General features: G+C 70.4%; 29 protein-coding genes and 2 tRNA genes. 14 read left to right on the top strand and 17 right to left on the bottom strand.

What is annotated here, in order from left to right:
* The first annotated feature begins 73 nt into the window (after window positions 1-73).
* The 3 genes from EXE48_RS15915 (at window position 74) to EXE48_RS15905 (ending at window position 2429) form a co-directional block, all read left to right on the top strand.
* Window positions 74-1165 carry a putative sulfate/molybdate transporter gene (locus EXE48_RS15915; RefSeq protein WP_137712016.1) on the top strand — a complete coding sequence of 364 codons (1092 nt, stop codon included), beginning with the start codon at window positions 74-76 and terminating at the stop codon, window positions 1163-1165.
* A gap of 386 nt (window positions 1166-1551) precedes the next feature.
* On the top strand, window positions 1552-1881 hold the full coding sequence (locus tag EXE48_RS15910; RefSeq protein WP_053770807.1) for a transcription factor S: 330 nt from the start codon (window positions 1552-1554) through the stop codon (window positions 1879-1881).
* Between the two features lie 5 nt (window positions 1882-1886).
* Window positions 1887-2429, top strand: a complete 543-nt coding sequence (locus EXE48_RS15905; protein ID WP_053770996.1) for a hypothetical protein — start codon at window positions 1887-1889, stop codon at window positions 2427-2429.
* 26 nt (window positions 2430-2455) lie between these two features.
* Here the strand turns inward: EXE48_RS15905 and EXE48_RS15900 are convergent, their stop codons facing one another.
* From EXE48_RS15900 to EXE48_RS15885, 4 genes are all read right to left on the bottom strand, one after another.
* Complete coding sequence (locus EXE48_RS15900; RefSeq protein ID WP_053770808.1) at window positions 2456-3106, bottom strand: alpha/beta hydrolase; 651 nt, start codon at window positions 3104-3106, stop codon at window positions 2456-2458.
* A 28-nt stretch (window positions 3107-3134) separates the two neighbouring features.
* Entirely contained in the window at window positions 3135-3533 is a 399-nt protein-coding gene (locus EXE48_RS15895) for a DUF5778 family protein (protein ID WP_121600228.1), read from the bottom strand.
* Between the two features lie 66 nt (window positions 3534-3599).
* Window positions 3600-4523, bottom strand: a complete 924-nt coding sequence (locus EXE48_RS15890) for an HhH-GPD family protein (RefSeq protein ID WP_137712015.1) — start codon at window positions 4521-4523, stop codon at window positions 3600-3602.
* 25 nt (window positions 4524-4548) lie between these two features.
* Complete coding sequence (locus EXE48_RS15885; RefSeq protein WP_137712014.1) at window positions 4549-5193, bottom strand: DUF7384 family protein; 645 nt, start codon at window positions 5191-5193, stop codon at window positions 4549-4551.
* 120 nt (window positions 5194-5313) lie between these two features.
* On the opposite strand from EXE48_RS15885, the gene EXE48_RS15880 reads away from it, so the two are divergent.
* Both EXE48_RS15880 and dpsA read left to right on the top strand, forming a co-directional pair.
* Window positions 5314-6150, top strand: a complete 837-nt coding sequence (locus tag EXE48_RS15880) for a carbon-nitrogen hydrolase family protein (protein ID WP_137712013.1) — start codon at window positions 5314-5316, stop codon at window positions 6148-6150.
* 78 nt (window positions 6151-6228) lie between these two features.
* Window positions 6229-6777: a DNA starvation/stationary phase protection protein DpsA gene (gene dpsA / locus EXE48_RS15875; RefSeq protein ID WP_053770813.1), complete on the top strand. Its 549-nt coding sequence runs from the start codon at window positions 6229-6231 to the stop codon at window positions 6775-6777.
* Window positions 6778-6884: 107 nt separating this feature from the next.
* Here dpsA and EXE48_RS15870 read toward each other — a convergent pair whose 3' ends face one another.
* The 4 genes from EXE48_RS15870 to EXE48_RS15855 all read right to left on the bottom strand — a co-directional run bounded on the left by EXE48_RS15870 (window position 6885) and on the right by EXE48_RS15855 (window position 8931).
* A complete protein-coding gene (locus EXE48_RS15870) occupies window positions 6885-7430 on the bottom strand; it encodes a DUF1684 domain-containing protein (RefSeq protein ID WP_137712012.1) in 546 nt (181 codons plus the stop codon).
* 67 nt (window positions 7431-7497) lie between these two features.
* Window positions 7498-8199, bottom strand: coding sequence for a helix-turn-helix domain-containing protein (locus EXE48_RS15865; RefSeq protein ID WP_053770815.1), 702 nt, complete (start codon window positions 8197-8199; stop codon window positions 7498-7500).
* 64 nt (window positions 8200-8263) lie between these two features.
* Window positions 8264-8542, bottom strand: coding sequence for a DUF7521 family protein (locus EXE48_RS15860; protein WP_053770816.1), 279 nt, complete (start codon window positions 8540-8542; stop codon window positions 8264-8266).
* The gene (locus tag EXE48_RS15855) at window positions 8539-8931 is read right to left on the bottom strand and encodes an ArsR/SmtB family transcription factor (protein ID WP_053770817.1); all 393 of its coding nucleotides are present in this window, start codon (window positions 8929-8931) and stop codon (window positions 8539-8541) included. The genes EXE48_RS15860 and EXE48_RS15855 overlap by 4 nt, the downstream gene beginning before the upstream one ends.
* 158 nt (window positions 8932-9089) lie before the next feature.
* On the opposite strand from EXE48_RS15855, the gene EXE48_RS15850 reads away from it, so the two are divergent.
* The 3 genes from EXE48_RS15850 (at window position 9090) to rnhB (ending at window position 11947) form a co-directional block, all read left to right on the top strand.
* On the top strand, window positions 9090-10727 hold the full coding sequence (locus tag EXE48_RS15850; protein ID WP_053770818.1) for a potassium channel family protein: 1638 nt from the start codon (window positions 9090-9092) through the stop codon (window positions 10725-10727).
* Window positions 10728-10814: 87 nt separating this feature from the next.
* The gene (locus EXE48_RS15845) at window positions 10815-11186 is read left to right on the top strand and encodes a 30S ribosomal protein S8e (protein ID WP_053770819.1); all 372 of its coding nucleotides are present in this window, start codon (window positions 10815-10817) and stop codon (window positions 11184-11186) included.
* A gap of 50 nt (window positions 11187-11236) precedes the next feature.
* Window positions 11237-11947 carry a ribonuclease HII gene (gene rnhB / locus EXE48_RS15840; RefSeq protein WP_137712011.1) on the top strand — a complete coding sequence of 237 codons (711 nt, stop codon included), beginning with the start codon at window positions 11237-11239 and terminating at the stop codon, window positions 11945-11947.
* Between the two features lie 277 nt (window positions 11948-12224).
* On the opposite strand, the gene EXE48_RS15835 is transcribed toward rnhB, so the two are convergent.
* From EXE48_RS15835 to EXE48_RS15815, 5 genes are all read right to left on the bottom strand, one after another.
* Window positions 12225-12926 (bottom strand): TMEM165/GDT1 family protein, encoded by a 702-nt coding sequence (locus EXE48_RS15835; RefSeq protein WP_137712010.1) that lies wholly within the window; start codon window positions 12924-12926, stop codon window positions 12225-12227.
* Between the two features lie 62 nt (window positions 12927-12988).
* Window positions 12989-14593 carry a preprotein translocase subunit SecD gene (locus tag EXE48_RS15830; protein ID WP_137712009.1) on the bottom strand — a complete coding sequence of 535 codons (1605 nt, stop codon included), beginning with the start codon at window positions 14591-14593 and terminating at the stop codon, window positions 12989-12991.
* A complete protein-coding gene (gene secF, locus EXE48_RS15825) occupies window positions 14593-15477 on the bottom strand; it encodes a protein translocase subunit SecF (RefSeq protein ID WP_121600237.1) in 885 nt (294 codons plus the stop codon). Before secF ends, EXE48_RS15830 begins: the two co-directional genes overlap by 1 nt.
* A gap of 200 nt (window positions 15478-15677) precedes the next feature.
* Entirely contained in the window at window positions 15678-16148 is a 471-nt protein-coding gene (locus tag EXE48_RS15820; RefSeq protein ID WP_053770824.1) for a DUF5812 family protein, read from the bottom strand.
* A 61-nt stretch (window positions 16149-16209) separates the two neighbouring features.
* Window positions 16210-16770, bottom strand: coding sequence for a DUF8056 family protein (locus tag EXE48_RS15815; protein WP_121600238.1), 561 nt, complete (start codon window positions 16768-16770; stop codon window positions 16210-16212).
* Between the two features lie 79 nt (window positions 16771-16849).
* On the opposite strand from EXE48_RS15815, the gene EXE48_RS15810 reads away from it, so the two are divergent.
* A complete protein-coding gene (locus EXE48_RS15810; RefSeq protein WP_053770826.1) occupies window positions 16850-17515 on the top strand; it encodes an undecaprenyl diphosphate synthase family protein in 666 nt (221 codons plus the stop codon).
* Window positions 17516-17542: 27 nt separating this feature from the next.
* Here the strand turns inward: EXE48_RS15810 and EXE48_RS15805 are convergent, their stop codons facing one another.
* From EXE48_RS15805 to EXE48_RS15795, 3 genes are all read right to left on the bottom strand, one after another.
* The gene (locus EXE48_RS15805; protein ID WP_053770827.1) at window positions 17543-18709 is read right to left on the bottom strand and encodes an inorganic phosphate transporter; all 1167 of its coding nucleotides are present in this window, start codon (window positions 18707-18709) and stop codon (window positions 17543-17545) included.
* 154 nt (window positions 18710-18863) lie between these two features.
* Window positions 18864-18934 (bottom strand) — tRNA-Gly (locus EXE48_RS15800).
* An 89-nt stretch (window positions 18935-19023) separates the two neighbouring features.
* Window positions 19024-19731 (bottom strand): enoyl-CoA hydratase/isomerase family protein, encoded by a 708-nt coding sequence (locus EXE48_RS15795; protein WP_053770828.1) that lies wholly within the window; start codon window positions 19729-19731, stop codon window positions 19024-19026.
* Window positions 19732-19790: 59 nt separating this feature from the next.
* Here EXE48_RS15795 and EXE48_RS15790 point away from each other — a divergent pair, with 59 nt between their 5' ends.
* The 4 genes from EXE48_RS15790 to EXE48_RS15775 all read left to right on the top strand — a co-directional run bounded on the left by EXE48_RS15790 (window position 19791) and on the right by EXE48_RS15775 (window position 21541).
* The gene (locus EXE48_RS15790; RefSeq protein WP_121600241.1) at window positions 19791-20456 is read left to right on the top strand and encodes a DUF7114 family protein; all 666 of its coding nucleotides are present in this window, start codon (window positions 19791-19793) and stop codon (window positions 20454-20456) included.
* Between the two features lie 97 nt (window positions 20457-20553).
* Window positions 20554-20625: transfer RNA gene (locus tag EXE48_RS15785), tRNA-Thr, on the top strand.
* 357 nt (window positions 20626-20982) lie between these two features.
* A complete protein-coding gene (locus EXE48_RS15780; RefSeq protein WP_053770833.1) occupies window positions 20983-21264 on the top strand; it encodes a ribbon-helix-helix domain-containing protein in 282 nt (93 codons plus the stop codon).
* Window positions 21257-21541, top strand: coding sequence for a type II toxin-antitoxin system RelE family toxin (locus EXE48_RS15775; protein WP_053770834.1), 285 nt, complete (start codon window positions 21257-21259; stop codon window positions 21539-21541). The genes EXE48_RS15780 and EXE48_RS15775 overlap by 8 nt, the downstream gene beginning before the upstream one ends.
* Window positions 21542-21734: 193 nt before the next feature.
* Here the strand turns inward: EXE48_RS15775 and EXE48_RS15770 are convergent, their stop codons facing one another.
* On the bottom strand, window positions 21735-22169 hold the full coding sequence (locus EXE48_RS15770; protein WP_137705283.1) for a hypothetical protein: 435 nt from the start codon (window positions 22167-22169) through the stop codon (window positions 21735-21737).
* Between the two features lie 595 nt (window positions 22170-22764).
* Here EXE48_RS15770 and lipA point away from each other — a divergent pair.
* The gene (gene lipA / locus EXE48_RS15760; RefSeq protein ID WP_053770835.1) at window positions 22765-23703 is read left to right on the top strand and encodes a lipoyl synthase; all 939 of its coding nucleotides are present in this window, start codon (window positions 22765-22767) and stop codon (window positions 23701-23703) included.
* The last annotated feature ends 3 nt before the right edge of the window (window positions 23704-23706 follow it).

The following is a 23706-nucleotide window of genomic DNA, read 5'->3' as shown; positions in this document are numbered from 1 at the left end:
CTTCGGCCGCCGAGTACCCGCCGCCGATTTCTGAACACGTTCAAGCCTGACCGCCCGGTACGTCGTCCGTACCGTGGTAGAGTCCGGTTTAGAGGGGCGGCGGTCGGTCGAGTTCGGTCCGGGAGCGGTCACCGGCGCGATAGGGGATTCGATTACGGTGATCCCGCTCGTCGTCGCGCTGGCGCTGCTGACGGACGCCTCGCTGCCCCACGCGCTCGCCGCGTTCGGCGCGTTCCAGATCGTCTGGGGGGTCCGGTACGGGCTGCCGGTGTCCGTGGAGCCGATGAAGGCGCTCGCCGCGCTCGCCATCGCCGGCGCGCTCACGTACGCCGAACTCGCGCTCGCGGGGGTGGTACTCGGCGTCGTCCTCCTCGCGATCGGACGCACCGGGACGCTCGGGTACGTCGAGCGGTGGATCGGCGAGCCGGTCGTCCGCGGCGTCCAGTTCGCGGTGGGCCTCGTCCTCCTGGAGACGGGGCTCGGCCTCGCGGTCGCGGACCCGCCCGTCGCGCTCGCCGGGGTCGCTGTCGCCGGCGCGGTCGCGCTCGCGGGCCACGGGAAGGCGAGCGCGCTGGCCGTCGCCGGCGTCGGCGTCGCGACCGCGCTCGTCGTCGCCGGCGTCCCCTCGCCCCGGCTCCCCGGTGCGCCGCCGACACCGGCGTTCGGGGCGGCGCTCACGCGGGCGGCGTTCGACGGCGCGGTCGCGCAGCTGGCGATGACCATCGGCAACGCCGCGCTGGCGACCTCCCTCCTCTTCTCGGACCTGCTCGACGCGGAGGTGGCGCCCGACGAGCTGTCGACGAGCATGGGCGTGACGAACCTGATCGCCGTGCCGCTCGGCGGGGTCCCGATGTGTCACGGCTGCGACGGGGTGGCCAGCAAGTACGCCTTCGGCGCGCGCACCGGCGGCGCGAACGTCGTCCTCGGCGCCGGCTACCTCGTCGCCGCCCTCTTCGCCACGCCCGCGCTGATCGCCGCGTTCCCGCTGGCGATGCTCGGCGCGCTGCTGGCCGTCGTCGCCGTCTCGCTGGCGCGCAACGTCACCGACTCCGACAACTGCGCGCTCTCGGTCGGAATCGGCCTCCTCGCGGTGGCGACGAACCTCGGCGTCGCGTTCCTCGTCGGCATCGTCGTCCACCTCGCGTGGGGGCGGATCGGCGGATAACGAACCGCGTGTATCTCATTCGGACAGAACTACCGTGGCGCGTGCCTGCGAGCGGCCGACAGGCCGCGAGCCAGCACGCGCGAGGGAGTCGGCCGACCGTAGGGAGGCCGACGAGGCTGGGGAGGCGTGAGGTGCCGTGCGGAGCGGCCGGGCAGGAATCAAAGGGGCAGTCGCCACGGCGCGGTAGGCGACGTAAGCACCGCAGCGAGCGACGCGAGCGAGGAGCGCAACGAGCGTACCGCGCCGTGGCGACTGGGGCTTTGGCGGCGTTCGGTGGAAACGACCCACACGCGCTGAAATCTCGGAAGGCGCGCGCATCAGTTCACGCCCGCTATCTGGCCGCACCCACCGGACCTAAACCTCTCAACCCCGTATCGAACGAGTATATGCAGTTCTGTGACGACTGCGGTTCGATGATGGTCTCTCGCGACGGGGAGATGGTGTGTCAGAACGACGACTGCGGCGCCACGACCGAGCGCGACGAGGCGCTCGCCGCCGAGTTCGAGTCGACGACCGAACAGACCGGCGACGAGGTGATCGAGACGGAGGAGGGCGCGAACTTCGAGGGGAAGCCGACCGCGAACGACGTCGTCTGCGACGAGTGCGGCCACGGCGAGGCGTGGTACACGATCAAACAGACCGGCGCCGCCGACGAGCCGCCGACGCGCTTCTTCAAATGTAAGGAGTGCGGCCACCGCTGGCGCGGGTACAGCTGACCGCGATGGACGCGGCCCCGTCGCGGCGACGGCCCTTCCGCGCGTCCGCCGTCCGCGCGTTCGCGGCGCTCGCGGTCGTCGCCCCCGCGGCGTTCCTCCTCGGCCGCGCGGTCGGATTCTGGCGCGTGCGGCTCGTCGTCGGCAGGTTGCTTGCGCTGCTGCCGGACGAGGGGGCTCCGGACCACGTTCGGGTGCTGCCGCCGCCCGCGGACGAGTACGCCGGGACGGTCCCGACGAGCCCCGCGGAGACCCGCGCGATGCTCCCCAACCGGGGCTTCTCGGAGCTGATCCGGGCGTACTTCCACGCCTACGAGCGCGACGGGGAGACGGTCCACGAGGTGGGAAGCTTCGTCCACCGCCCGGAGGGGATCACCGGCGACTGGCAGGTCCACGTCCGGCTGTTCCCCGCGCCCGACGGCTCGACGGAGGTGTGGGCCCACTGGGAGCGGAACCCCTACGTCGCGCCGCTGGCGCACCTGCGGATGGAGGGGTACGACCCCGCCCGCGGCGAGCGGATCGCGGCCGAGTTGATCGACGACCTACGTTAGCCGACTGACCCGCCCCTGCCGCCCGCTCACGGCTCGTCGCGAAGCCGCTCCCCGAGGAACGCCGCGGCCGCCTCGCCCACCGTTCCGCTCCGCCCGACGAAGAAGTGGTCCGACTCGAACGCGACCGTCTCGATCCCCAGTTCTCCCGCGCGCTCGACCACGGGCGCCCAGTCGGCCGTCGAGTCCCGGGTCGCGTACAGCACGCGCGTCGGCACGCCGCGCTCGGCGAGGTCATCGAGCGCCGCGACCGCGTCGACGTCGGGGTTCAGACGGGCCGTCGGCGCGAGCGCGCAGACGCCCGCGAGGCCGGGTCGCGAGGCGGCCGCGACGAGCGCGACCGTGCCGCCGAACGAGAAGCCGAAGAGGCCGACGCGGTCGTAGCGCTCGCGCGCCCAGCCGACCGCCGCGTCCGCGTCGGTGGTCTCGCCGTACCCCTCGTCCCAGTCGCCGTAGTCGAACCGGAGGCAGTCGACCCCGCGGTCGGTCAGGGCGTCGCTCACGGCCCGTAGCCGCTCGTCGCCGCGGTGGCCGCGCTGCTGTGGATGCGGCGGACAGGCGACGACGACCGCGTCGGCGCGCGTCGCGTCGTCGGGTCCGTCCCGGGCGCCGTCGTCCGCGGCGGCGTCGAGCGTGGCGCGCACGTCGCGGCTGCCGGGGATCAGGACGGTGTCGCTCACCGGGTCCGGACTCCGCGGTCGCTTCCGGTCACGGGACCTGCGTCACGCGGTCGACGTGCTCCATGTCGGCGAGGTCGGCCGCGAGCGCCTCCTGGTCGACGCCCGCCTCGTAGTAGAACACGATGTCGAAGGCGCCGCCGCGGAGGAGCTGCTGGCACTCCCAGACGAACTCCTCGCCGTCGAGCGTCAGCCCCTGGAACTGGTTCGACGAGAAGCTCGTGTCGTCGTTGCCCGCCTCGATGTACGTCTCGCCTTTCCCCGCGTGGTCGGCGATGACGTCGTTGGCGGCGACCGTCAGCTCGTGCATCTCTAAGTCCTGCTGGCCGTCGAGGTCCGTGTGGACGATACAGCCCACCAGCTCGATGTCGCCGGGCTCTAAGAGCGCCTTCGTACGGGTGTATAGGTCGGCGTCGACGGTTTCGCTCATGGGCGATCCTTCCGGCTCCCGTAATAAACGGGTGACGGTTCACCGGGCGCCGGACGCCGACGCGGCTCAGCGTCGGAGCGACACGACGACCCCCTCCCCGCTCGCGTCGGACTCGACCAGGCCCTCGTCCGCGAGGTCGTCGACGAGCCCGCGGAGCCACTCCCGACCGTGGTCGCCCTCGGGCGCGTAGTCGACGCGGATCCGGTGGCCGAGCGCGTCTAGGTCCATCTCGTCGTGCTCGCCGAGCAGGCGGACGATCCGGCCGCGGAACTGCCTCCTGCTCCCCTCGAAGCTCGGCTGCTCCGGCACGTCCGGCGCGGTGAAGTCGCCCGTCTGGTAGGCGTGACACCACTCGCGCCACGGGCAGCCCGCCTCGTCGCAGCGCGGCCTCTTTCCGCAGGCGACGCCGCCGAGCTCCATGACCGCGTTGTTCCACACTCGGGACTCGCCCGCGGGCATGAGCGCCGAGGCGATCCGCCCGAAGGCGTCGTCGTCGTCCGGGGCGTCGAACGCGCGGTACAGCACCCGCTTGACGTTGGTGTCGACGACGGCGTCGCCGTTGTCGAACGCGAACGAGGCCACCGCGTTGGCGGTGTACGGGCCGACGCCCATCAGCTCGCGCAGCCCCTCCGGGTCCTCCGGGAACGACCCGTCGTAGTCGTCCTCGACCTGCCCGGCCGCCTCGTGGAGGTACTTCGCGCGGTTGTTGTACCCCAGCGAGTGGTCCGACCAGAAGGCGACCACGTCGGCGCGGTCGGCCGCGGCGAGGGCGGCGGTCGTCGGCCACTCGTCGAGGAAGTCCTCCCACGCCGGCACGACCCGGTCGAGCTGGGTCTGCTGGCTCATCACCTCGCTGACGAGGACCTCGTAGGGGTCCTCCGTGCGGCGCCACGGGAAGTCCCGGTGGTCCGCCTCGTACCAGTCGACGAGCGCCCCGCGGACCGCGTCGAGGTCGGCCGGGAGCTCGGGGACGCCCTCCGCGTCGGTCATGCGGATCCCTCCGGCCGGCGGCGGTTTATCGGTGCTGGTCCCCGTCGGCGACGACGGGCTCCATCGTCCGCGGGTCCCGGTCGGGACCCGGGTACTTTCCCCCGACGGCGTCGGGGTACAGCCTCGCGGGGTCGAACACCGTCGCGAACGCCCGCGGCTCCCGGACGCTCACGGGGAGGCGGTCGCGGAGCCCGGCGGCGGCCCCGGGCCCGGTCAGCGACGGGTCGAGTGTCACGACCTGCATCGCGCCGCCCCGGTACGCGGACGCCAGCGCGGGGTGGTCGCCCGGGGGCTGCGTCGCCGGCTCGCGCCACTCCTCGGCCGCCGCGCGCCAGTCCGCCGCCAGGTCGGGGTCCGACAGCGACGCGATCACCGCCTCGGCGTCGTCGAGGAGCGGGTCGCTGGCGACGAGCGTCGTCCACGCGTGCGACCGCAGCGCGTCGAGCGCCTCGCGCGCGGCCCCGCCGAGGAGGAGGTCGGCCGCGAGCGCGTCGGCGTCGGCGACGACGCGCGCCGGGCTGGGCTCGGGAGGCTCGGGGACCGCGTCGTCGCCGGAGGAGTCCCCGGCCTCCCGCGCCCCTCGCGCGTCGTCGAGGGCGCTCCGCACGTCCGCTTCGTCGCGGTCGCCGTCGAGCGCGGCCGCGCGCTCGAACAGGTCGCCGAAGGTCATGTACCACGGTCGGCGCCGCGGGCGTATCGTCCTTGCGGCCGCGGTCGGGTGCCGGGAGCGAACGCGCGGTCTCGGTCCGCGAGCCCGGACTTATTGGTCGCCCGGACCGAACCCGGCCCCGTGAGCGACCGATCCGCAGCCGACCCGACAGTCGCCGTCCCGCAGGTCCCGGTCGACGACCTCCGCGTCGACGCGAACGTCGACCGGCTCCGGCGCCGAGCGGCCGACTTACCGAGCGGGGTCGACCTCGCCGTCTTCCCGGAGTACGCGCTCACGGGGTTCGCGGCCGACGAGCGACTCCGCGGGGCCGCGCTCTCCCGCGGCGCCGCGCGCGAACGGCTCGAGTCCGTCGCGCGGGCGGCGGAGGCGGCGGTGATCGCGGGCTACGCCGAGCGCGACGGGGGGAGCGTCTACAACGCGACCGCGTACGTTCCCCCGCCGGACCGCGGCGCGGGCGGCGGGCCGACGGGCGAGACCCGCGACGGCCCGGGCCGGTTCGCCGTCTACCGCAAGCGACACCTGTGGGACGACGAGGCCGCGCGGGTCGAGCCCGGCGAGGAGCGCGTCGTCGTCGAGACGGCCGCCGGACCGACCGGCCTGCTGACCTGCTACGACCTCAACTTCGTCGCGGAGAGCGCGTGGTTCGCGGAGCGCGCGGTCGACGCGCTCGTCGTCGTCGGCGCGTGGCCCGCCGACCACGTCGCCAACTGGCGGCTCCTCTGCCGCGCCCGCGCGCTCGACGGCGTCAGGTGGGTCGTCGGGGCGGGCCGAACCGGGAGTTCCGGGGGCGGGCGCGCGCCCGACGAGGCGGCGTACGCCGGCAACTCCCTCGGCGCGCGCCCGGACGGCGCGGTCGCGACCGAGCTCGACCGAGCGCCGACGACGCTGACCGCGACGCTCGACCGCGACACGCTCGCCGCGCAGCGAGACCTCGTCGGCGCTATCGGCAAATACTAAATATAATTTTCTAATCTCGAAAAAGTACTTTTCTTAGTAGGAACTATTAAGTGGATCGCGCGTGTACATTGGGATGAAATGAGTACCCAGAAGCAGGCCCGTCAGCGATACGGCGACGTTCACGAGAGCGAAGCGCTCCGCGTCCCCGAGGAGAAGGCCGAACAGCTCGTCGACGCGCTCAACAGTGACCTCGCGGCGACGTACGTGCTCTACCACCAGATCAAAAAGCACCACTGGCTCGTCGAGGGCGCCGAGTTCCTCGACATCCACGAGTACCTCGGCGAGGTCGCGGCCGACCTCGAGGAGGGCGCCGACGTGCTCGCCGAGCGCGCGCAGGCGCTCGGCGGCGTGCCGCTCTCGGGCGGCGCGAACTACGAGGAGCACGCGCCGGTGACCCCCGAGGACGCCGACGCCTACGACATCCGGACGTCGCTCGCACACGACCTCGAGATGTTCGGCGACATCACCGAGCAGCTCCGCGAGCACATCCAGCTCGCCAACAACCTCGGCGACTACAACACCGAAGAGCAGCTCCGCGACATCCTCGAAGACGTCGAGGAACACGGCCACCACATCGAGCACTACCTCGAAGACGACACCCTCGTCACGAGCGAGACGCTCGAATAAGCCGGCCGCGGCGGACCGCTTTCGGGCCGTTCCAGGTCCCGATTCTTCGCTTTTTCCACACCGCCGAGCGGCGCCGCCGGCCGCACTCTCGCCGACCGCGCTTCCGGTCAGTCCAGATCCGGCGCCCGCTCGCCGGCCGGTATCACGATCTCCAGCCAGTTCTCCTCGGGCGGGAGCGGACAGGAGAACGTGTCGCTGTACGCGCAGAAGGGGCTGTACGCGAGGTTGAAGTCGATCGTGACGGCGTCGCCGTCGTCGAGGTCGCCCTCGGGCTCCAGCTCCATGTACCGCCCCTGGTAGTACGTCTGCTGGCCGGTCGTCTTGTCGCGGAAGGGGACGAAGATGGCGCCGTCGTCGCCCGCCTGTCGGTACCCCGCGAGCGTGTGCTCCTCGCCGTCGACGTCGAACGCGAACGTGACGACCCGGAGGTACCGGACCGGGTTGCTCGCGGTTGTCTCCATCTCGACCGGCTCGGGATCGTCGTGGACCGTGACGGTCGCCTCGACGCGGTAGTCCGGGTCCGGCGGGAAGTAGTCGAGCCCGTCGAACTCGTCGCGCCGCTCGGGCGGGATGGGCGACTGCGGGTGGTCGTCGAAGAACTCGTCTTTCTCCCGTCGGTTCGCGCGGAGCCGCTCGGCGTAGTCCTCGCTCATGGCCGGTCCGACGGGCGCCGGCGGTTTCAGGCCCGCGGTTCGGCCGCCCTCCCGCCCCGCGACGCCCTCACAGCGCCTGGAGGTCCGCGAGGCAGTCGTCGAGGTCGCGGTTCGACGTGGCCAGCGAGACCCCGTCGACGCGGGCGAGGTCGGCGGCGTGGTCCCACAGGTCGCCGTCCTCGATGCCGTGGAGCACGACCGCGTTCGGCGTCGGGCTCACGACCCGGAGCGCCACGAGCGGCGACTCGCCGCGCGTCACCCGCGTGAACACGAGCGCGCGGTTCGTCGACTGGCCGTACAGCCGGTAGAACTCCTCGCTGGAGAGGCGCGTGATCGCCTGGATCGAGTCGATGACGGTGTGGCCGTTCACGTGGTCGTGGTCGCCGCGGACGATCTCCGTCGCGCCCATCGCCTCGTAGAAGTCCTCCAAGGGGACCGCCGTCGAGTACTCGCGGAGGTCGTGGACGATGTCGCTCTCGAACCCGGCCGAGAGCACCCTGGCGTGCTGGCGGAGGCGACCGCCGCCCCGGCGCTCGTCGATGTCGAGTAGCCCCTCGACGGTGCGGCGGACGACGCCGATCCCCGGGCTCTCGCGGCGGCCGCTCTCGTAGTCGGAGATGACCGACGAGGAGACGCCGAGCTGGTCGGCCAGCTCCGTCTGCGAGACGTCGAAGTCGGTCCGCCACTTCCGGAGGGTCGCCCCCGGATCGTCGCTCAGCGTTATCTCGCCGGCGATCCGGCGGGAGAGCTCCTCGCGTGCGTCGCTCATGGCGTGAACGGACGGCCGAGCGCCGCAAAAGGGTACCGTTCGTCGCGCGTCGAACGCCCCCGGATCACTCCAGGTACAGCGAGTAGACGATGACCGCGAACCCGACCGCCGTGAGGAGGCCGTCGATAGCGATGCCGACGGTCAGGCTCGCGCCGATGATCTGGTGGGAGACGCCGCCCAGCAGCGCCCCGACCGTGACGATGCCGAAGCCGACGCCCAGCTCCCGCAGCGACCGGTCGCCGGTCCGGTCGTACGCGCGGAGCGCGTAGTAGGTGATGCTGCCACCGAGCACCAGGATGGCGGTCTTTGCGACGATGATAGTCAGGTCGATGTAGGGGTTCATGTTTCCTCTCGTAGCTCCGACCACAGGTCGGCCAGTCGCTCGTCTCGGGTCCGCTCGGGCCGAGAGAACTCCACGTCGAACTCGCGGCGGTCCGCGTCGCCGTCGCCGTCGACCGAGACGGTGACGGCGTCGAACGACACCGAGTACCGCGTCGTGTGCTGCCCGTCCCGCCGGATGTCAGTCGACTCCGAGAGCAGGGAGGCGTCCGTGAGCTTCTCCAGCTTCCGGTAGGTCGTCGACAGGGGGATGTCGCACTCCTCGGAGAGCTCGCTCGCGGTCTTCGGCTCGGTGAGCGCCGCGACGATCCGACGGGCCGCGTCGTCGGCCAGCGCGTCGAGCACCTCGTCGACCGACGGCGGCTCCGGCTCTCGCGACGGGTCCCGCACCATGCCTGACGGTTCGGCCCCCGGAACTTAAACCATCGAACTTCGGTCCGAGCGCCGACCGATCGCCTGAGGGCGCGGCCGGCGGTCGCCCGGAACCGGTCGCGGAAGTCGCCCCGCGCGAGGCCGCCCGTTTTTGTACGGCCGCGGCGTACCGCGGGCCGATGGACACGTGGAAGCGGCGGGTCGTGTTGTACACGGTCTTCCTCGGCGTCGTGCTCACGGTTACCGCCGTCGCCTACCGATGGGGGATGCGGGTCTACGAGGGCGACCCTCGGACCCTGATCGAGTCGTTCCAGTTCGCGATCGAGATGTTCACGACGACCGGCTTCGGCGGCGACGCCTCGGACTGGCAGAGCCAGCAGATGCACGCCTTCGTCGCCGTGATGGATCTGGTCGGGATGCTGCTTCTCATCGGCGCGCTCCCGGTGGTCGCGACCCCGCTCCTGGAGTCCGCGTTCTCGACGACGGTCCCCCGGTCGCTGGAGGGCGACGTCGAGGGGCACGTCGTCGTGTGTTCCGACACCACGCGCTCCGACGCGCTGTTAAACGAGTTCGAGTCGGAGGCGGTCCCGTACGCCGTCGTCGAGCCCGACCCTGACCGGGCGCTGGCGCTGTACGAGGCGGGCCACACCGTGGTCCGCGCCGACCCGGAGACGACCGCGGGGCTCGAGAGCGCCCGCCTCGGGGCCGCCCGCGCCTTGGTCACGGACGTCTCCGACCGCGTGGACGCGAGCATCGTGCTCGCCGCGCGGGAGCTCTCGACGGACGTCCGCGCGATAAGCGTCGTCGAGGACCCGTCACGCGAACGCTACCACCGCCTCGCCGGCGCGGACGAGGTGCTGTCCCCGCGGTCGCTGCTCGGCGAGAGCCTCGCGTCGAAGGTGACGACGGCGGTGCGGACCGACCTCGACGAGGCGGTCGCGGTGGGCGACTCGCTCCGGATCGCCGAGGTGTCGGTCCACCACGGCAGCGGCCTCGCCGGGTCGACGCTCGCGGGCAGTCGGATCGGGGAGCGCACCGGCGTCGACGTGATCGGCGCGTGGTTCAACGGGTCGTTCGAGGCGGCGCCGCCGCCGGACGCGACGCTGTCGGCCGGGACGGTCCTCCTCGTCTCGGGCACCGAGGGACAGGTCGAGCGGCTCGTCGACCTGACGAACTCGGCCGCCCGCCGGTTCGGCGCCGGCGAGACGGTCGTCGTCGGACACGGACAGGTCGGACAGACGGTCGCGACCGCCCTCGAAGACGCCGACCTCCCGGTGACCGTCGTCGACCGCGAGGACGGCGAGGCGATCGACGTCGTCGGCGACGCGACCGACCCGGAGACGCTGCGGGAGGCGGGGGTCGACGACGCGCGGACCGTCGTCCTCGCGCTCCCGGACGACACGACGGCAGAGTTCGCGACGCTCGTGATCCGCGACCTGGCGCCGAACGTCGAGCTGCTCGCCCGGGTCGAGGACCCGGAGAGCGTGCCGAAGATGCACCGCGCGGGCGCCGACTACGTGCTCTCCCTCTCGACGGTGACGGGCCGCATGTCCGCGTCGGCGGTGCTCGCCGACCGTGACGTGCTCTCGCTCGACACGCACGTCGAGGTCGTCAGGAGCGAGGCGCCGGTCCTTTCCGGTCGAACCGTCGGGCAGGCGGCCGTCCGCGAGACCACCGGCTGTACCGTCATCGCCATCGAGCGCGGCGGCGACCTCATCACCGACGTGGGCCCCGAGACGCGGATCGAGCGCGGCGACGAGCTCGTCCTCGCCGGCACCGACGAGGGGGTCCGGTCGTTCGAGCGCGCGTTCGCCTGACCGGTTCGCGCCGCTGCCCCGCCCGCGCCGCCGCTTCCGCCGGGACGAGTCGAACGCTTCAAGTATTCGCTGGCTGTTCGTACCCGTATGAAAGACCAGGGACGCTCCGCGCGCAAGCGGACCGGCGGCCGACTCAAGCACGCCTCGAACAAGAAGCGCCACCAGCTCGGCCGCGAGCCCGCCGAGACCACGGTCGGCGAGACGCGACTCCAGTACATCGACTCCCGCGGCACGGACACGAAGGTCCGCGCGCTCTCGACGAACGTCGCGCAGGTCGCCGCCGACGGCGAGGTCAGCGAGGCCGAGATCGAGAACGTCGTCGACAACCCCGCGAACGTCAACTACGCCCGCCGGAACATCGTCACCAAGGGCGCCATCATCGAGACGTCCGCCGGCCGCGCCCGCGTCACCTCCCGCCCGGGACAGACCGGCCAGGTCAGCGCGGTCCTGCTCGACTGAGCCCGCGTCCTTTCTGAAGGTATTTCCCCCCGCACGCCCACCAGCCACGCGTGTACCTCGGCGTCGACGAGGCCGGCAAGGGGCCCGCACTGGGCCCGATGGTGGCCGCGGCGGTGATCGCCGACCCCGCGAGCCTGCCGGCCGACGTGGACGACTCGAAGCGCGTCGCGCCGGCTCGGCGGGAGGAGCTGGCCGCGGCCCTCCGAGACGACCCGGCCGTCGCCGTCGGCGTCGCCCGCGTCGAGCCCGCCGAGATCGACCGGGCGGACACCGACATGAACACGCTCACCGTCCGCGGACAGGCGCGCGCGGTCCGGGCCGCGCTCGCCGGTCTCCCGGCGGGCGTCGCCGAACCGGTCCGCGCCGTCGCCGACGCGGGCGACACCAGCGAGGAGCGGTTCGCGGAGCGGCTCGCGCGCTTCGTCGCCGAGGGCGGCGAGGCGGACGCCGCCGCGGGGGCCGACCGCGTCCCGCCGTTCGACGTGACGGCCGCCCACGGCGCCGACGAGGACGACCCCGTCGTCGGCGCGGCGAGCGTCGTCGCGAAGGTGGAGAGAGACGCCGCGATGGCCGAGATCGACGCCGCGTATCCGGACTACGACGACCTCGGTAGCGGTTACCCGAGCGACCCGGCCACTAGGGCGTTCCTCGCGGCGTACGTCGGCGACAACGGGACGCTACCGGACTGCGCGCGAGCGTCGTGGGCGACCTGCGAGGACGCGCTCGCCGCCGCCGAGCAGTCGGCGCTCGACGAGTTCTGACCGCTGCGTCAGGGAAGAAGCGCTTGAACGCGTTGATGACCGCCCACTTGGTCCGCTCGATCGGCTGGCCGCTCTCGCCGCTGATGACGATGTCGTCGTTCGCGACCGCGCCGCCGGTGGCGGCGACGAGGACCAGCAGCGCCACGGCGAGCGCGAACGGACCGCGTGTGAGCTTCATTGCTGCCGCGGGGCGTCGCGAGTATTTAACCAGCTCAGCGATGCGCCCGTCCCGGTCGCCGGACGCCGATTCCGCATCGCGCACGCGGAGGCGCGGGCTTCAGAACAGTCCGGCCGCGAACCCGCCGACCGCGCCGACGAACGTCTCCCACACCGAGAAGCCGGTCGCGATCGCCAACACGGTGTCCGTGCCGAAGAAGGCGAACAGTAGCGCGGAGCCCAGGTGCGCGAGCCGCATGTCGATCCGCCCCGCGAACGTGTGGAAGAAGTACGCGTTCGCGAGGCTCACCGGGACGATCGCGAGCATCTCGCCGACCCAGATGGCGGAGGTCGCGCCGTACTGGACGCTCAGCCCGATGGTCACCAGCTGGGTCTTGTCGCCGAACTCGCCCGTCGCGGTGAGCGCGAAGATGGGCAGGAAGCCGCCGAAGGACCCGGAGTACCTGTCGAGCGGTCCGGGGAGCGAGAGCTCCTCGAACGGGTCGCCCCCGTCACCGTCGCGCTCGGCCGCGGGGGACGCGCCGCGCGCCGGCGCGGAGCGGTACAGGGCCACCGCGAAGACGAAGAACAGCGTCGCGGTCACGGCGTCGAGCGCGACCGGCGGGAGCGCCGACTGGAGCGCCCGGCCGAACGCGATCTCGACCGCGGTCCAGCCGGCGAACGCCGAGCTCGCGGCGGCGACGACGACCTTCGGGTCGTACTTCGTCGCGAGCCCGGCGATCATGAGTTGGACCTTCTCGCCGGGTAGCACCGCGAGCTGTGCCACGAGGGCGATGACGACGATCTCGGCGTAGCCGGTCATGCGTCACTCGCCTCCCGCCGGCCCGCGGGTCGGCGTGTAATCCCGGACGACATCGGCTCGGCTCACCTGACCGTCAGCAGGCGGCGCAGGATGTCGCCGTACGCTGGGCGGGTGATCAGGACGCCGACGAGGACGCCGAGGACGGTGAAGATGGCGAACCCGGAGAGGTCGCCGAGCGACAGCACCATCAGCGGCGACATCGCGATGATCGTCGTCGCCGCGGCCGCGCCGATGACCCAAAACGCTTGGCGGAACCGTGAGTTGAACACCGTCCGGGAGCTCACGTCGCCCTCGCTCATCACTTGGTCGGCGATGATGACGAGGTCGTCGACCCCGGTCCCGACCACCGCGATGAAGCCGGCGATCACCGCGAGTTCGAGCGGGTAGCCGAGCAGCGCCGCGAAGCCGAGGAGCGCGTACACCTCCGTCAGCGCGGTGACGATCATCGGGAGGGCGACGCGGGGCTCGCGGTAGCGGAGGAACACCATTCCGGAGACGGCGAACACCGAGAGGACGCCGATGATAAGCGAGTACGTCCGGAAGTTCTCTCCCTGCGAGGCCGAGATAGACGAGGAGGTCCCCTCGCCGCTGATGTCGAGGTCGGCCGGGAGCGCGCCGGCGCGGAGGTTCAGCGAGATGGTCTGCGCCTCCGCGAACTCGCCGGTCGTGAGGCGGAAGTTCCCGGTGTCGGCCCACGAGCCGGCCGCCATGCTGTCGGCGAGCCCGGGATCCATCCCGAAGGAGTTGACGACCTCCCCGTCGACGACGAGCAGGAGACACGGGTTCCGGTCCCCGTTCACCACCTCGATGCCGCCGGTCTCGGGGTTGTACCCGCACCGGTCCGCCTGGGTCTGGTACGCGTCCTGGAACCCCCGCTGCGCGACGGCGTCCTGGAAGCTGTGCGCGGGCGACTGGCCGTTCTCGGCGGTGTTCCGGACGGTGACCGGCACGTACGCACCCGTGCCGCGGTCGCTCTGTGCCGCGGTCCCGATCTCCTCGAAGTCGTCTTGGATCAGCGCGCCCTCCTGAACGGCGGTCCCGTTGCCGTCGGGATACGCGATGTCGATCCGCACGGTCCCGCGCTCTTCGAGGAGGTCGATCACCTCCTGGCGCCCCTGTCCGGGCACCTCGACGAGGATGAAGTACTCGCCGGTGATCGACTGGACCTGCTGGACGCTCCCGCCCGAGAGGCCCGCCTCGTTGATCTTCCCCTGAATGACCTCCATCGTCTCGTCGCGGGTCTCCTGGGTGACGCCCTCGCGGATGTCGCCGTACTCGTACCCGCTCGCGTCCATCGCCGCGCGGAACTGGGACTCGGTCACGGACGGCTCCGTGACCTCCACCGCGCCCTCCTCGGGGACGACGCCGACGTTCCGGACCGACGCGTTGTCGAGCTCGGCCGCCACCGCCTCGGCGACCGTCCCCGGTGTGTCACCCCCGAACGCAACGTCCGTCGCGGTGTATCCCGACAGCGGCGCGCGGACGCGCGTCCCGCCGGCCAGGTCGAGCCCGTACTGGAGGTTCGTGATCCCCTGGCGGGCCTCGCTCGCGTTCTCGCCGGGCGCCGGCTCCGGCCCGAACCCGGGGCCGAACAGCGTCACCGTCGACCCGATCACGACGAGGACGAGCAGCAGGATCCGCCAGTTCTCCTTGATCGGTTCGAGCATTACCGGGCCACCCCCTCGAACTTGTACCAGCGAAGCAGCGAGACGTTCAGCAGGTACGTGTTCATCAGATCGGCGCAGAGCCCCACCGAGAGGATGATCCCGATGTCACGGAGGAGCCCGACCCCGAACACCGAGGCGACGACGGCCATCACGACCATCGCGGCGATGGAGGTGAGCGTCATCGTCACCCCGGTCCGCATCGCGCGGCTGACCGACTCGTAGAACTCGCCGGTCCGGCGCAGCACGGAGTCGTTCAACAGGATGTCCGAGTCGACGCTGTACCCAATGATCATAAGCAGCGCCGCGATCGTTCCGAGCGTCATCTGGATGCCGAGGAGGTTCATCGCCGCGATCGGTATCACGAGGTCCGAGAACGCGGACGCGACGACCGCCAGCGAGGGAACGAACGTCCGGAACAGCGCGAACACCAGCACGCTCATCCCGAGGAACGCGAGCGCCACGCCGAACAGCGCGGTCCGCGCGGTGTCGCTCGCGAAGCTCGGCGACACCTGGTCGACCGCGGTCGTCGTCAGGCCAGCCGCCTCCGCCTGGTCCTGGAGGTCGTCCGCGAGCCCCTCCGGGTCGTCCTCGGCCGCCTGGAACGTGACGACGACCACGTCGTCGCCGGGGATCGTCCGGACCGAGTCGGGCTCGCGGTCGAAGGCCGTCCGGATCTGCTGTTCGACGTCCCCGTTCGCCTCGTCCGCGACTCGCAGCTCGACGCCGCCGGTGAACTCCAGTCCGAGGTTCGCCGGCGCACCGGTGGCCACGACCCAGCCGCCGATGATCGCCAGCGCGAGGACCAGAAAGGCGAGCGGCACCGCCGCGAGCTGCCGGTTCGAGTAGTCGGTGTAGTCGACTTCCGGCACCTCGATCGCTACCATAAATACCGCTTCCTCTGCGGGCGCGAATAAGCCTTCTTATCTGGGTGGCTGCGGCCTCTCGTCCGACCGTCCACGGCCTCGATAACGCGGCCGCTCGGCGCCTTCGAACGGCCTACCCGCTCGGCGGTAACGGTCAGTCAGGTCCGACGACGAGCCAGTCGGGTTTGACGACGACTGAGCGACCGGCGCGCTCGCGGGGCCTACGGGAGGTACCGCACGGCGACGACGCCGGGCTCCGACCGGATTTCGACGCGGTTCACGCCGAGCCGGGCCGCGCGCGAGAGCGTCCCCTCGCGGTCGTCGATCACGTCCCCGACCGCCGCCTCCGTCTCCGATTCCGGCGGCGTCAACACGTGGACCTCGCCGACGCCCGCTCGCTCCTCGCGGGAGAGCTCCCCCGTCGCGGTCTCCGCGGCGAGCTCCCGCTCGTGGACGGTCGGCGGCTCCGGGCTCTCCTCGATCGACAGCGACCGGCGCTCCGCGACCTCGATCACCTGATAGGTCACCTCCATCGGCGGGTCCGGCGCGACGGTCGCCTCGACGGCGTCGTCGACGTCGAGGCCGGGGTTCGAACTCAGCGTGTGGACCTGTCCGTCGTGGACGTCCTTCAGCACGGCCGAGTCGCTCTCGACGTGCGTGACGAGGAACGTGCTCTCCTTCTCGTCGGTCATTGCGTCCGGGTAGTCGGTCCGGCGCCTTCGGGCTTTCGAGCCGCGGCCGGCGGGGGGCGGCTCACGCCGAGCCGCCGCCCTCGGTCGACTCGGCGCGGTCGGGGGACCCGTCGTCGGCGCCGCCGCGGAGCCGGAAGTGCGTCGCGAAGACGGCGAGCCCGGCCGCGACCGGCGGGACGAACCCGGCGAGCTGCGGGAGGTCGTACAGCGCGTTGACGATCACGGAGTCGCTCGGGTCCCGGAGCCCCTCGGGCGCCGAGACGATCATCCCGAGGTACAGAGAGAGCAGGAAGAGGAAGCCGGCGACGCCCATCCACCGGTCGTACGTCGCCGCGACGCGGTCGCCGCGGCGGTGGCGCCGGGCGACGAACAGGATCGGCGCGAGCAGCGGCCCGACGGCCGCGAGGCCGGCGACCACGTACAGCGACCGCGAGAAGAGGAACGTCCCCCCCTGCGCCGAGGCGGTCTCGCCCATCCAGACGACCAAGGCGAGGGTGACGACGAGCGCGACGAACCCGGCCGCCAGCGCGCCGAGCGCGGCGTACGCGCGCATCGTCCACGACTCGGTCGCGCGGAACGCGTAGGGGATCGCGCCGAACACCCCGCGGTAGCTGTCTGCCATCACCCGTGGTATGCGCGTCGGCGAATTAAACCCCTCGTCGGCGGGAAGCCATTTATACGCGCGGCCGGATTGACCTGACGTGGGTCTCTACGACGCGTACCTCGCGACGCGCCACCGCCTCCACGACGCCGAGCCGCCGGCGCACGTCGCCCTCGTGCTCACCGAGCGGGACCTCCTCGCCGACGGTGCCTTCGACACGCTGTCGTCGGCGATCCGTTGGGCGTTCGAGTACGGCGCGGAGCGCGTCACCGTCTCGGTCTCCGTTCTCGACCGCGCGGTCGCCCCGACGCTCGTCCGGGAGTTACGTCGGCTCGACGCGCCGGAGCAGACCGTGGTCCGCGGGCCACAGGCCGACGAGTTCGACGGCGGCAGTTCGGGCGCGGCGACGGACCGGGGCGCGGACGCGGCGCCGGAATCCATCGACGCGCCGGTGAGGATCCTGGTCGGGCTCGGCGGGAAGGCGGAGTTCGCCGGCGCGGTCCGCGAACTGGCCGGCGACGTCGCCGACGGCGAGGTGAGCCCCGAGGCGATCGACGAGACGGACATCGCCGAGCGGCTGCTGTTCCCCGAGGAGCCGGACCTCGTGATCAAGACCGGCGCCGAGCGCCTCTCCGACTTCGCCATCTGGCAGTCGGTGTACGCGGAACTCTACTTCACCGACGTGAACTGGCGCGACTTCCGCCGGCGCGAGTACCTTCGCGCGGTGCTGGACTTCCAGGACCGCCAGCGCCGTTTCGGCAGGTGACCGACCCCGCGGGGCGCCGACCCCGCCCTACCAGACGAGCCTGAAGAGCACGGCGAACGTCACCAGCGCGCCGACCGTCGAGAGGATCGGCACGACGTTCTGCATCAGCACGACGCGCGCGCTCGTCCCGGGGTTGAACAGGTCGGACGCGGAGGGCACGTCGCTCGCGTCGCCCTCGCCGATCTCCGGCATCTCGTCGGCCGCCAGCGCGCCGACGGAGACCGCCGGCTCCTTCTCGCCGCTTATTCCCTGTCGCACGGTCACCGTGCGCGTCGCGCGGCCCCAGCCGAGCCCGACGATCGACATCGTCGCGATGATGACGAACGAGGCGGGGATGCCGACCGCCGAGAGGCTGATCACGATCCCCGAGGAGACGACCGCGACGACGATGGCGGCCGTCAGCGGGAGGTCGGTGATGTCGTTACCGAGCGTGTCCAGCGTCCGCCGGGCGATGGTGAACGCGCCGACCGCGACCGCCGCGCTCCCGAGGAGGATCATCGGCGTCATCTCCACGCCGTCGAGCGCGACGAGCGGCGCGATGGCGTTCGCGATGTTCGAGGTGCCGGAGGAGAACGCCATCAGACAGCCGATGGAGATGACGACGACCCCCCCCGTCAGCTCGCGTCGCGTCGTGTTCGGGCCGAGGACCGGCCGCGGTATCAGCCCCGACCGGTCGAGTTCGAACAGCGCGCCCTCGGTGCTCTCGATCGCCACCCAGCGGTCGATCGCCGAGTAGAAGTAGCGGCCGACGACGCCCGACACCCAGAACCCGATGATCGGCGCGACGAGCCACCAGATCGCGATCTCGCCCATCACGGCCCAGTCGAGGGTGTTCGTCGCGATCCCGAGTCCGGCGATGGCGCCGACCGCCGTCATCGACGTCGACGCCGGGACGCCGGCGAAGTTGCCGACGAACAGCGCGCCGCCGATGAAGAAGAGCACGATGATGCTCGTCTCCAGCGTGAACACGTTCGCGCCGGTGACGAGGTCCTCGCCCAGCGTGGTCACCACGCGCTGCCCCAGCGTCCCCGCCCCGACGAAGAAGAACAGCGACATCAGCGCCGCCGCGCCCGCCTTCGATATCACGTCCGCGCCGACCGCCGGCCCGAACGCCGGTCCGGTCGTCGCCCCACCGATGTTGTATCCGACGAACGCCGCGACCGCGACGCCGACGAGAAGAAGCGGCTCAACCATATACCCGAACAGAACACACACGCGCTGTTAAACGGACGGGGTCTGCCGCTGCCCGGCCCGTCGATCGGCGACGGCGCCCGCGCGATTCGGTCGAGGAGGCGCGCTGCCCGCGCACAGATATCTCTCGGTGATTTTGCTCACTTCGTTCGCAAAATGCACCGGCCGAGATTTGAACTCGGGTTGCAACCATGGCAAGGTTGCGTGATACCACTACACTACCGGTGCGTGCTTCGCATCTCGCAGTTAGACGGAGACTCACTTAAGTCTGTCACATCGGGACGGCGGGCGGACGCGGCCGGCGCCCGCCCGGTCGATCACCGGTCGCGCCGTCGGGCGATGTCCTCCGCGTGCGCGTCGTGAAGTTCAGCGAACGCCGCGGCCTCCGCCCGTTCCTGCGCCTCGCCCTCGCGGCGGTCGCGGATCCGACGCTTGATCGCCGCGAGCGCGTCGGCCTCGCCCGCCGCGATCTCGTCGGCCACCGAGCGGGGGTCGTCGACGACGCGGGAGACGAGCCCGGTCCGCAGGGCCGCCTCGGCGTCGAGGACTCGCCCCGAGAGCGCGAAGTCGAGCGCCTCGCCCTCGCCCATGACGCGCGGGAGCCTCACCGTGCCGCCCCAGGCGCCGAACAGCCCGAGGGAGACGCCGGGCTCGCCGAGCGTTGCCCGCGGGGTGGCGACCCGGACGTCCGCCGCCAGGGCCAGTTCGACGCCGCCGCCCCGAGCCGGGCCGTCCACCCCGCAGACGACGATCGACGGCGACTCCTCGACGGCGGCGACCGCGCGCTGCCCCCGCCGCGCGAACGCGTCCGGGTCGTCGAGCGCGGCGACAGCGTCGAGGTCGGCGCCCGCGCAGAAGGCGTCGCCCGCGCCGCGGAGGTACGTCACGGGCGGGGCGTCTCCGTCCGCGGGCGCTTCGAACGCCTCGCGCAGGACGGTCAGGTCGGCGGGCCGAAGCGCGTTGCGCGCCTCGGGGCGGTCGAGCGTGACGACGCGCACGTCGCCGTCGGTTCGGGTTCGGATCACGAGACGGAATCCCGTTCGTTTCCAAAGGTCTTTGCCCTTCGCTCGTCTACGAAACGACAATGGACGATGCCGCGCGAGCGCGTGACGCCGCGCGCGAGGCGCTCGCGGACGTCGAACCCGAACAGCTCCGCGAGGCCCTCGACGCCCGAATCGGCGACGCGGCGGTGACCCCCGGCGTGCTGGCGCTGGTCACCGCCCGCGCGCTGGAACCGGCCGTCGACCTCGGGGACGTGGCCGACCGCGCCGCGGGCGTGCAGCTCATCTACGAGGGGTTGCGCCTCACCCGGACGGTCGCTCACGACGAGCCGTGGGTGACGGCGGCGACCGCCGCCGCCGACATCGACGCGGACATGGACATCCTCGCCGCCGACGTGCTCGTCTCCCGCGGCTTCTCGCTTCTGGCGTGTACCGACGCCGCCCGGCCAGCCGTCGACGTGGTGCGCGCGTTCGGCCGCGACCAGACGCTCCGCGACCGCGAGGGCACGGACGCCGAAACGGCGGCCGAACTCGACCGCAACCTGGAGGTGGACGCGATGGAGCTCGCCGTCGTCGCGGGCACCACCGCCGTCGGCGGCGACCCGCCCGCGGAGTTGCTCGAATACGCCCGCGACCTCGCGGCCGACTGCGACGGCGAGTTCCCGCCCGCGGGCCGCGCGCTGCCGGAGGCGACCGCGGACCGCATCGCCGACATCTCGGAGCGGGCCGTCAGCGCGACCGACCGGTGATCCGCGCGGCGACCCTCCGAGACGGCGCGGGATCCCCCGACGCCGCGTCGCCGGATCGAAACCCATAAAGTCGAATCCGGTCAACAACTGGTTGCGTGCCTGGGTAGCTTAGCGGTAAAGCGCGTCCTTGGTAAGGACGAGACCCCGAGTTCAAATCTCGGCCTAGGCTCTTTCTGCCGTCCACTCCTTGTACGCACACTTTTCTGACTACGCTCGTCTGAACGAAACCCGTTCAAGATTCGCGTCTCTCGCTAAACAGGGCATCCCTCGCCGTCATGCGATTCGCTAAAATGTCAGGGCACACAAACTAAGTCACAGACAGCGGCAGGATTGCCCCGAAATCGACCGGGAGCGCGTCCCCTCAAGTGACACCCCGGATTTCGCTAATCGACGCTCACAGAGGAATGACTGAAGCTTAGTCAGCAATGTGATAGAACACCCCCTCGATGCGGCTATCCACGTCGGTTACGCGGTGAGTGAGGCTCCGCCGAAACGACTATTGGTAAGACCAGCGTATTACGTCTATATGTCTGAAGCGGCCACAGACGACGACGGTGGAGACGACATCGCCACGGTGAACTTCAAACTCACCGAGTCGTTCCTCGAACAGATAGACGATACGTGGCAGGGACGCGGGTTCAACAGTCGGAGCGAGTTCATCCGGTACACGCTTCGGGACGCCGTCGAGTTCCCGACGTTCGACCGCGACGAACTCGTCGCCCTGCTCGAAGCCGAAGAGGACGTCCGCGAGGGACGAACGACGAGCGCCGAGGCAGCCCGCGAGCGGTTCGGCACGAGCGATGAGTGACGACGGGTGGACGTGGGAACTCTCCTCGACGGCCGAAGACGACCTCGACGGACTGTCCCCCGCCGACCAAGACCGGATACTCGACAAGCTCGATGAGATCGTCTCCTCGCCGTGGCGCGACCCGCCGGACTACGGTGAGCCGCTCCAGAACAGCCCGTACAAGAAAATACGCGTCGGGGAGTTCCGGCTCTCCGTAAGTTTCCGGCAGGACGACGGGCGACTCGTCGTCGCACGTGTCAAGCGTCGTGGCGGGGCGTACACCGCCGACGATGACTAAGTTATGACACACCCTCGATGCGGCGAGATACGGTAGAGGTTTCACCGGATTTGGCCCGGTTGTCGTCGGTCCTGAGCCACATCATCGAAGGGGCTGTTCCCTCTGTACCTCGATGTGGTGAGTCGCTTCGGTCAGTACAGGAGACCTCCGGAACGGTTCCCAGAGTTTACTGGGTGGAGGAGTCGTTATATTTCTATTTTGTCTCTGCTACAGCCGATTGGGTAGGGAAAAATCGCCGTAAAGCAAACGCAACAGTAGATGATACAATCCCTATTGGGATGCCATACAAAATTGCTGACCCCACGCCGGTTAAAATCCCATAGTGAGGTTGGGGGTGATTAAGCGAGATGACAGTATACAGGGTAGAGCCGCTCATGATGATGACGGCGACGGCGATACTCACGAGTATTCCGTCGTTTCGGTGTGTATGTACCCCTGCCAGAATAATCGCAGATACCGTGACTCCAAGCGGGCTCATAAGCAAATCAAATGAGTTTCCCATACCGGAATTTCCAACAAGATAGAGTTGACCGAAGAACAAGGCCATGAGGATGACCGAGTAGCCGAGATACCGAAGCGATAGGTTCAACGACTTCCCGAGAAGAAGCGATTCTAACCGTGAGTCCATACACCGCGGTGATTCTCTGGTTGTATATGATTTTTCACTGAGAATCTCGTGGGAAACTAGACATATAGATAGTATCCAAAACGAGCAGGTACTCTATGACCAGGTTCAATACGCACCCTCTCCTTTCCAGCTAATTCACCACGGCATTTCTGAAACGAATGGGGATACTCCCCCCGATGAAGTGGGGCCACACGTATGAACCGCACAGCACCTCTCACAATTATGATGTGTCGAGTAGGACAGCGCTCATCCGAACACGTTTGTCGTTTTCTGGTGTCCACAGACGGCACACGGGGCCGAATACCCAATTCATTCATAAGTAGAGTTGTTAATAGAGTGATAAGAAGCACGCAAAGTGGAGTGTTACGGCAACGGTAGCCGCTTTCAGGGCCGAAGGACTCCTCGGTAAAGCGCGTCCTTGGGAAGGACGAGACCCCGAGTTCAACTCTCGGCCTAGCCTCTTCTTCCCGTCGGCCGCGTTCTCCCGGTAGTGGCCGCACCGCACTGCCGCCAGTGACCCGCCGCGACTTCCGAAACCCGGTATGCGACCCCCGCCGACCCGCACCCTTTTGCGCTCGGACGCCAAGGGTCGACCATGCAACGCGGCCGCCGAAAGCCGGACTGGCTGAAGTCGCGCCCGCCGTCCGGGAGTCGGTTCACCGAGATCAAGTCCACCCTCCGCGACCACGACCTCCACACGGTCTGCGAGGAGGCGAACTGCCCGAACATGGGCGAGTGCTGGTCGGGGCAGGACGGCCCCGGCACGGCGACGTTCATGCTGCTCGGCGACCGCTGCTCGCGCGGGTGTAACTTCTGTGACGTCGAGACGGGCGGGATGGAGCCGCTCGACCCCGACGAGCCCGCGAACGTCGCGGACGCGGTCGCCGAGATCGGGCTCGACTACGTCGTCTTGACCTCCGTCGACCGTGACGACCTCGCGGACGGCGGGTCGGCGCAGTTCGCCGAGACGATCCGGGCGATTAAGCGTCGCGACCCGGAGGTGCTGGTCGAGACACTCATCCCGGACTTCCAGGGCGACCCGGAGGCGATCCGGCGGATCATCGACGCGGAGCCGGACGTGATCGCGCACAACGTCGAGACGGTCGAGCGGCTCCAGTGGCCGGTCCGGGACCGGCGCGCGAACTACGAGCAGTCCCTCTCGGTCCTCGATCAGGTCGACCGCGAGTCCGACATCCACACGAAGACGAGCCTCATGCTCGGCGTCGGCGAGTACGACCACGAGGTGTACCGGACGCTCGGTGACCTCCGCGAGGTCGGCGTCGACGTGGTCACCTTCGGCCAGTACCTCCAGCCCTCGCGCTCGCACCTCGACGTGTTCGAGTACGTTCACCCGGACGTCTTCGAGACGTGGCGCCGGGTCGCCGAGGAGGAGTTCGACTTCCTCTACTGCGCGTCGGGCGCCATGGTCCGGTCGTCGTACAAGGCGGGCGAGCTGTTCGTCGAGGCGCTGCTGCGCGAGGGGCGGTCGCCGGAGGCCGCGCGGCGCCACGCGCGGGCGGCGGGCGGCGACTGACGC

Source organism: Halorubrum sp. ASP1 (assembly GCF_005435135.1).
Lineage (GTDB): Archaea > Halobacteriota > Halobacteria > Halobacteriales > Haloferacaceae > Halorubrum > Halorubrum tropicale.
This window is presented reverse-complemented; position numbering and strand designations above follow the sequence as displayed.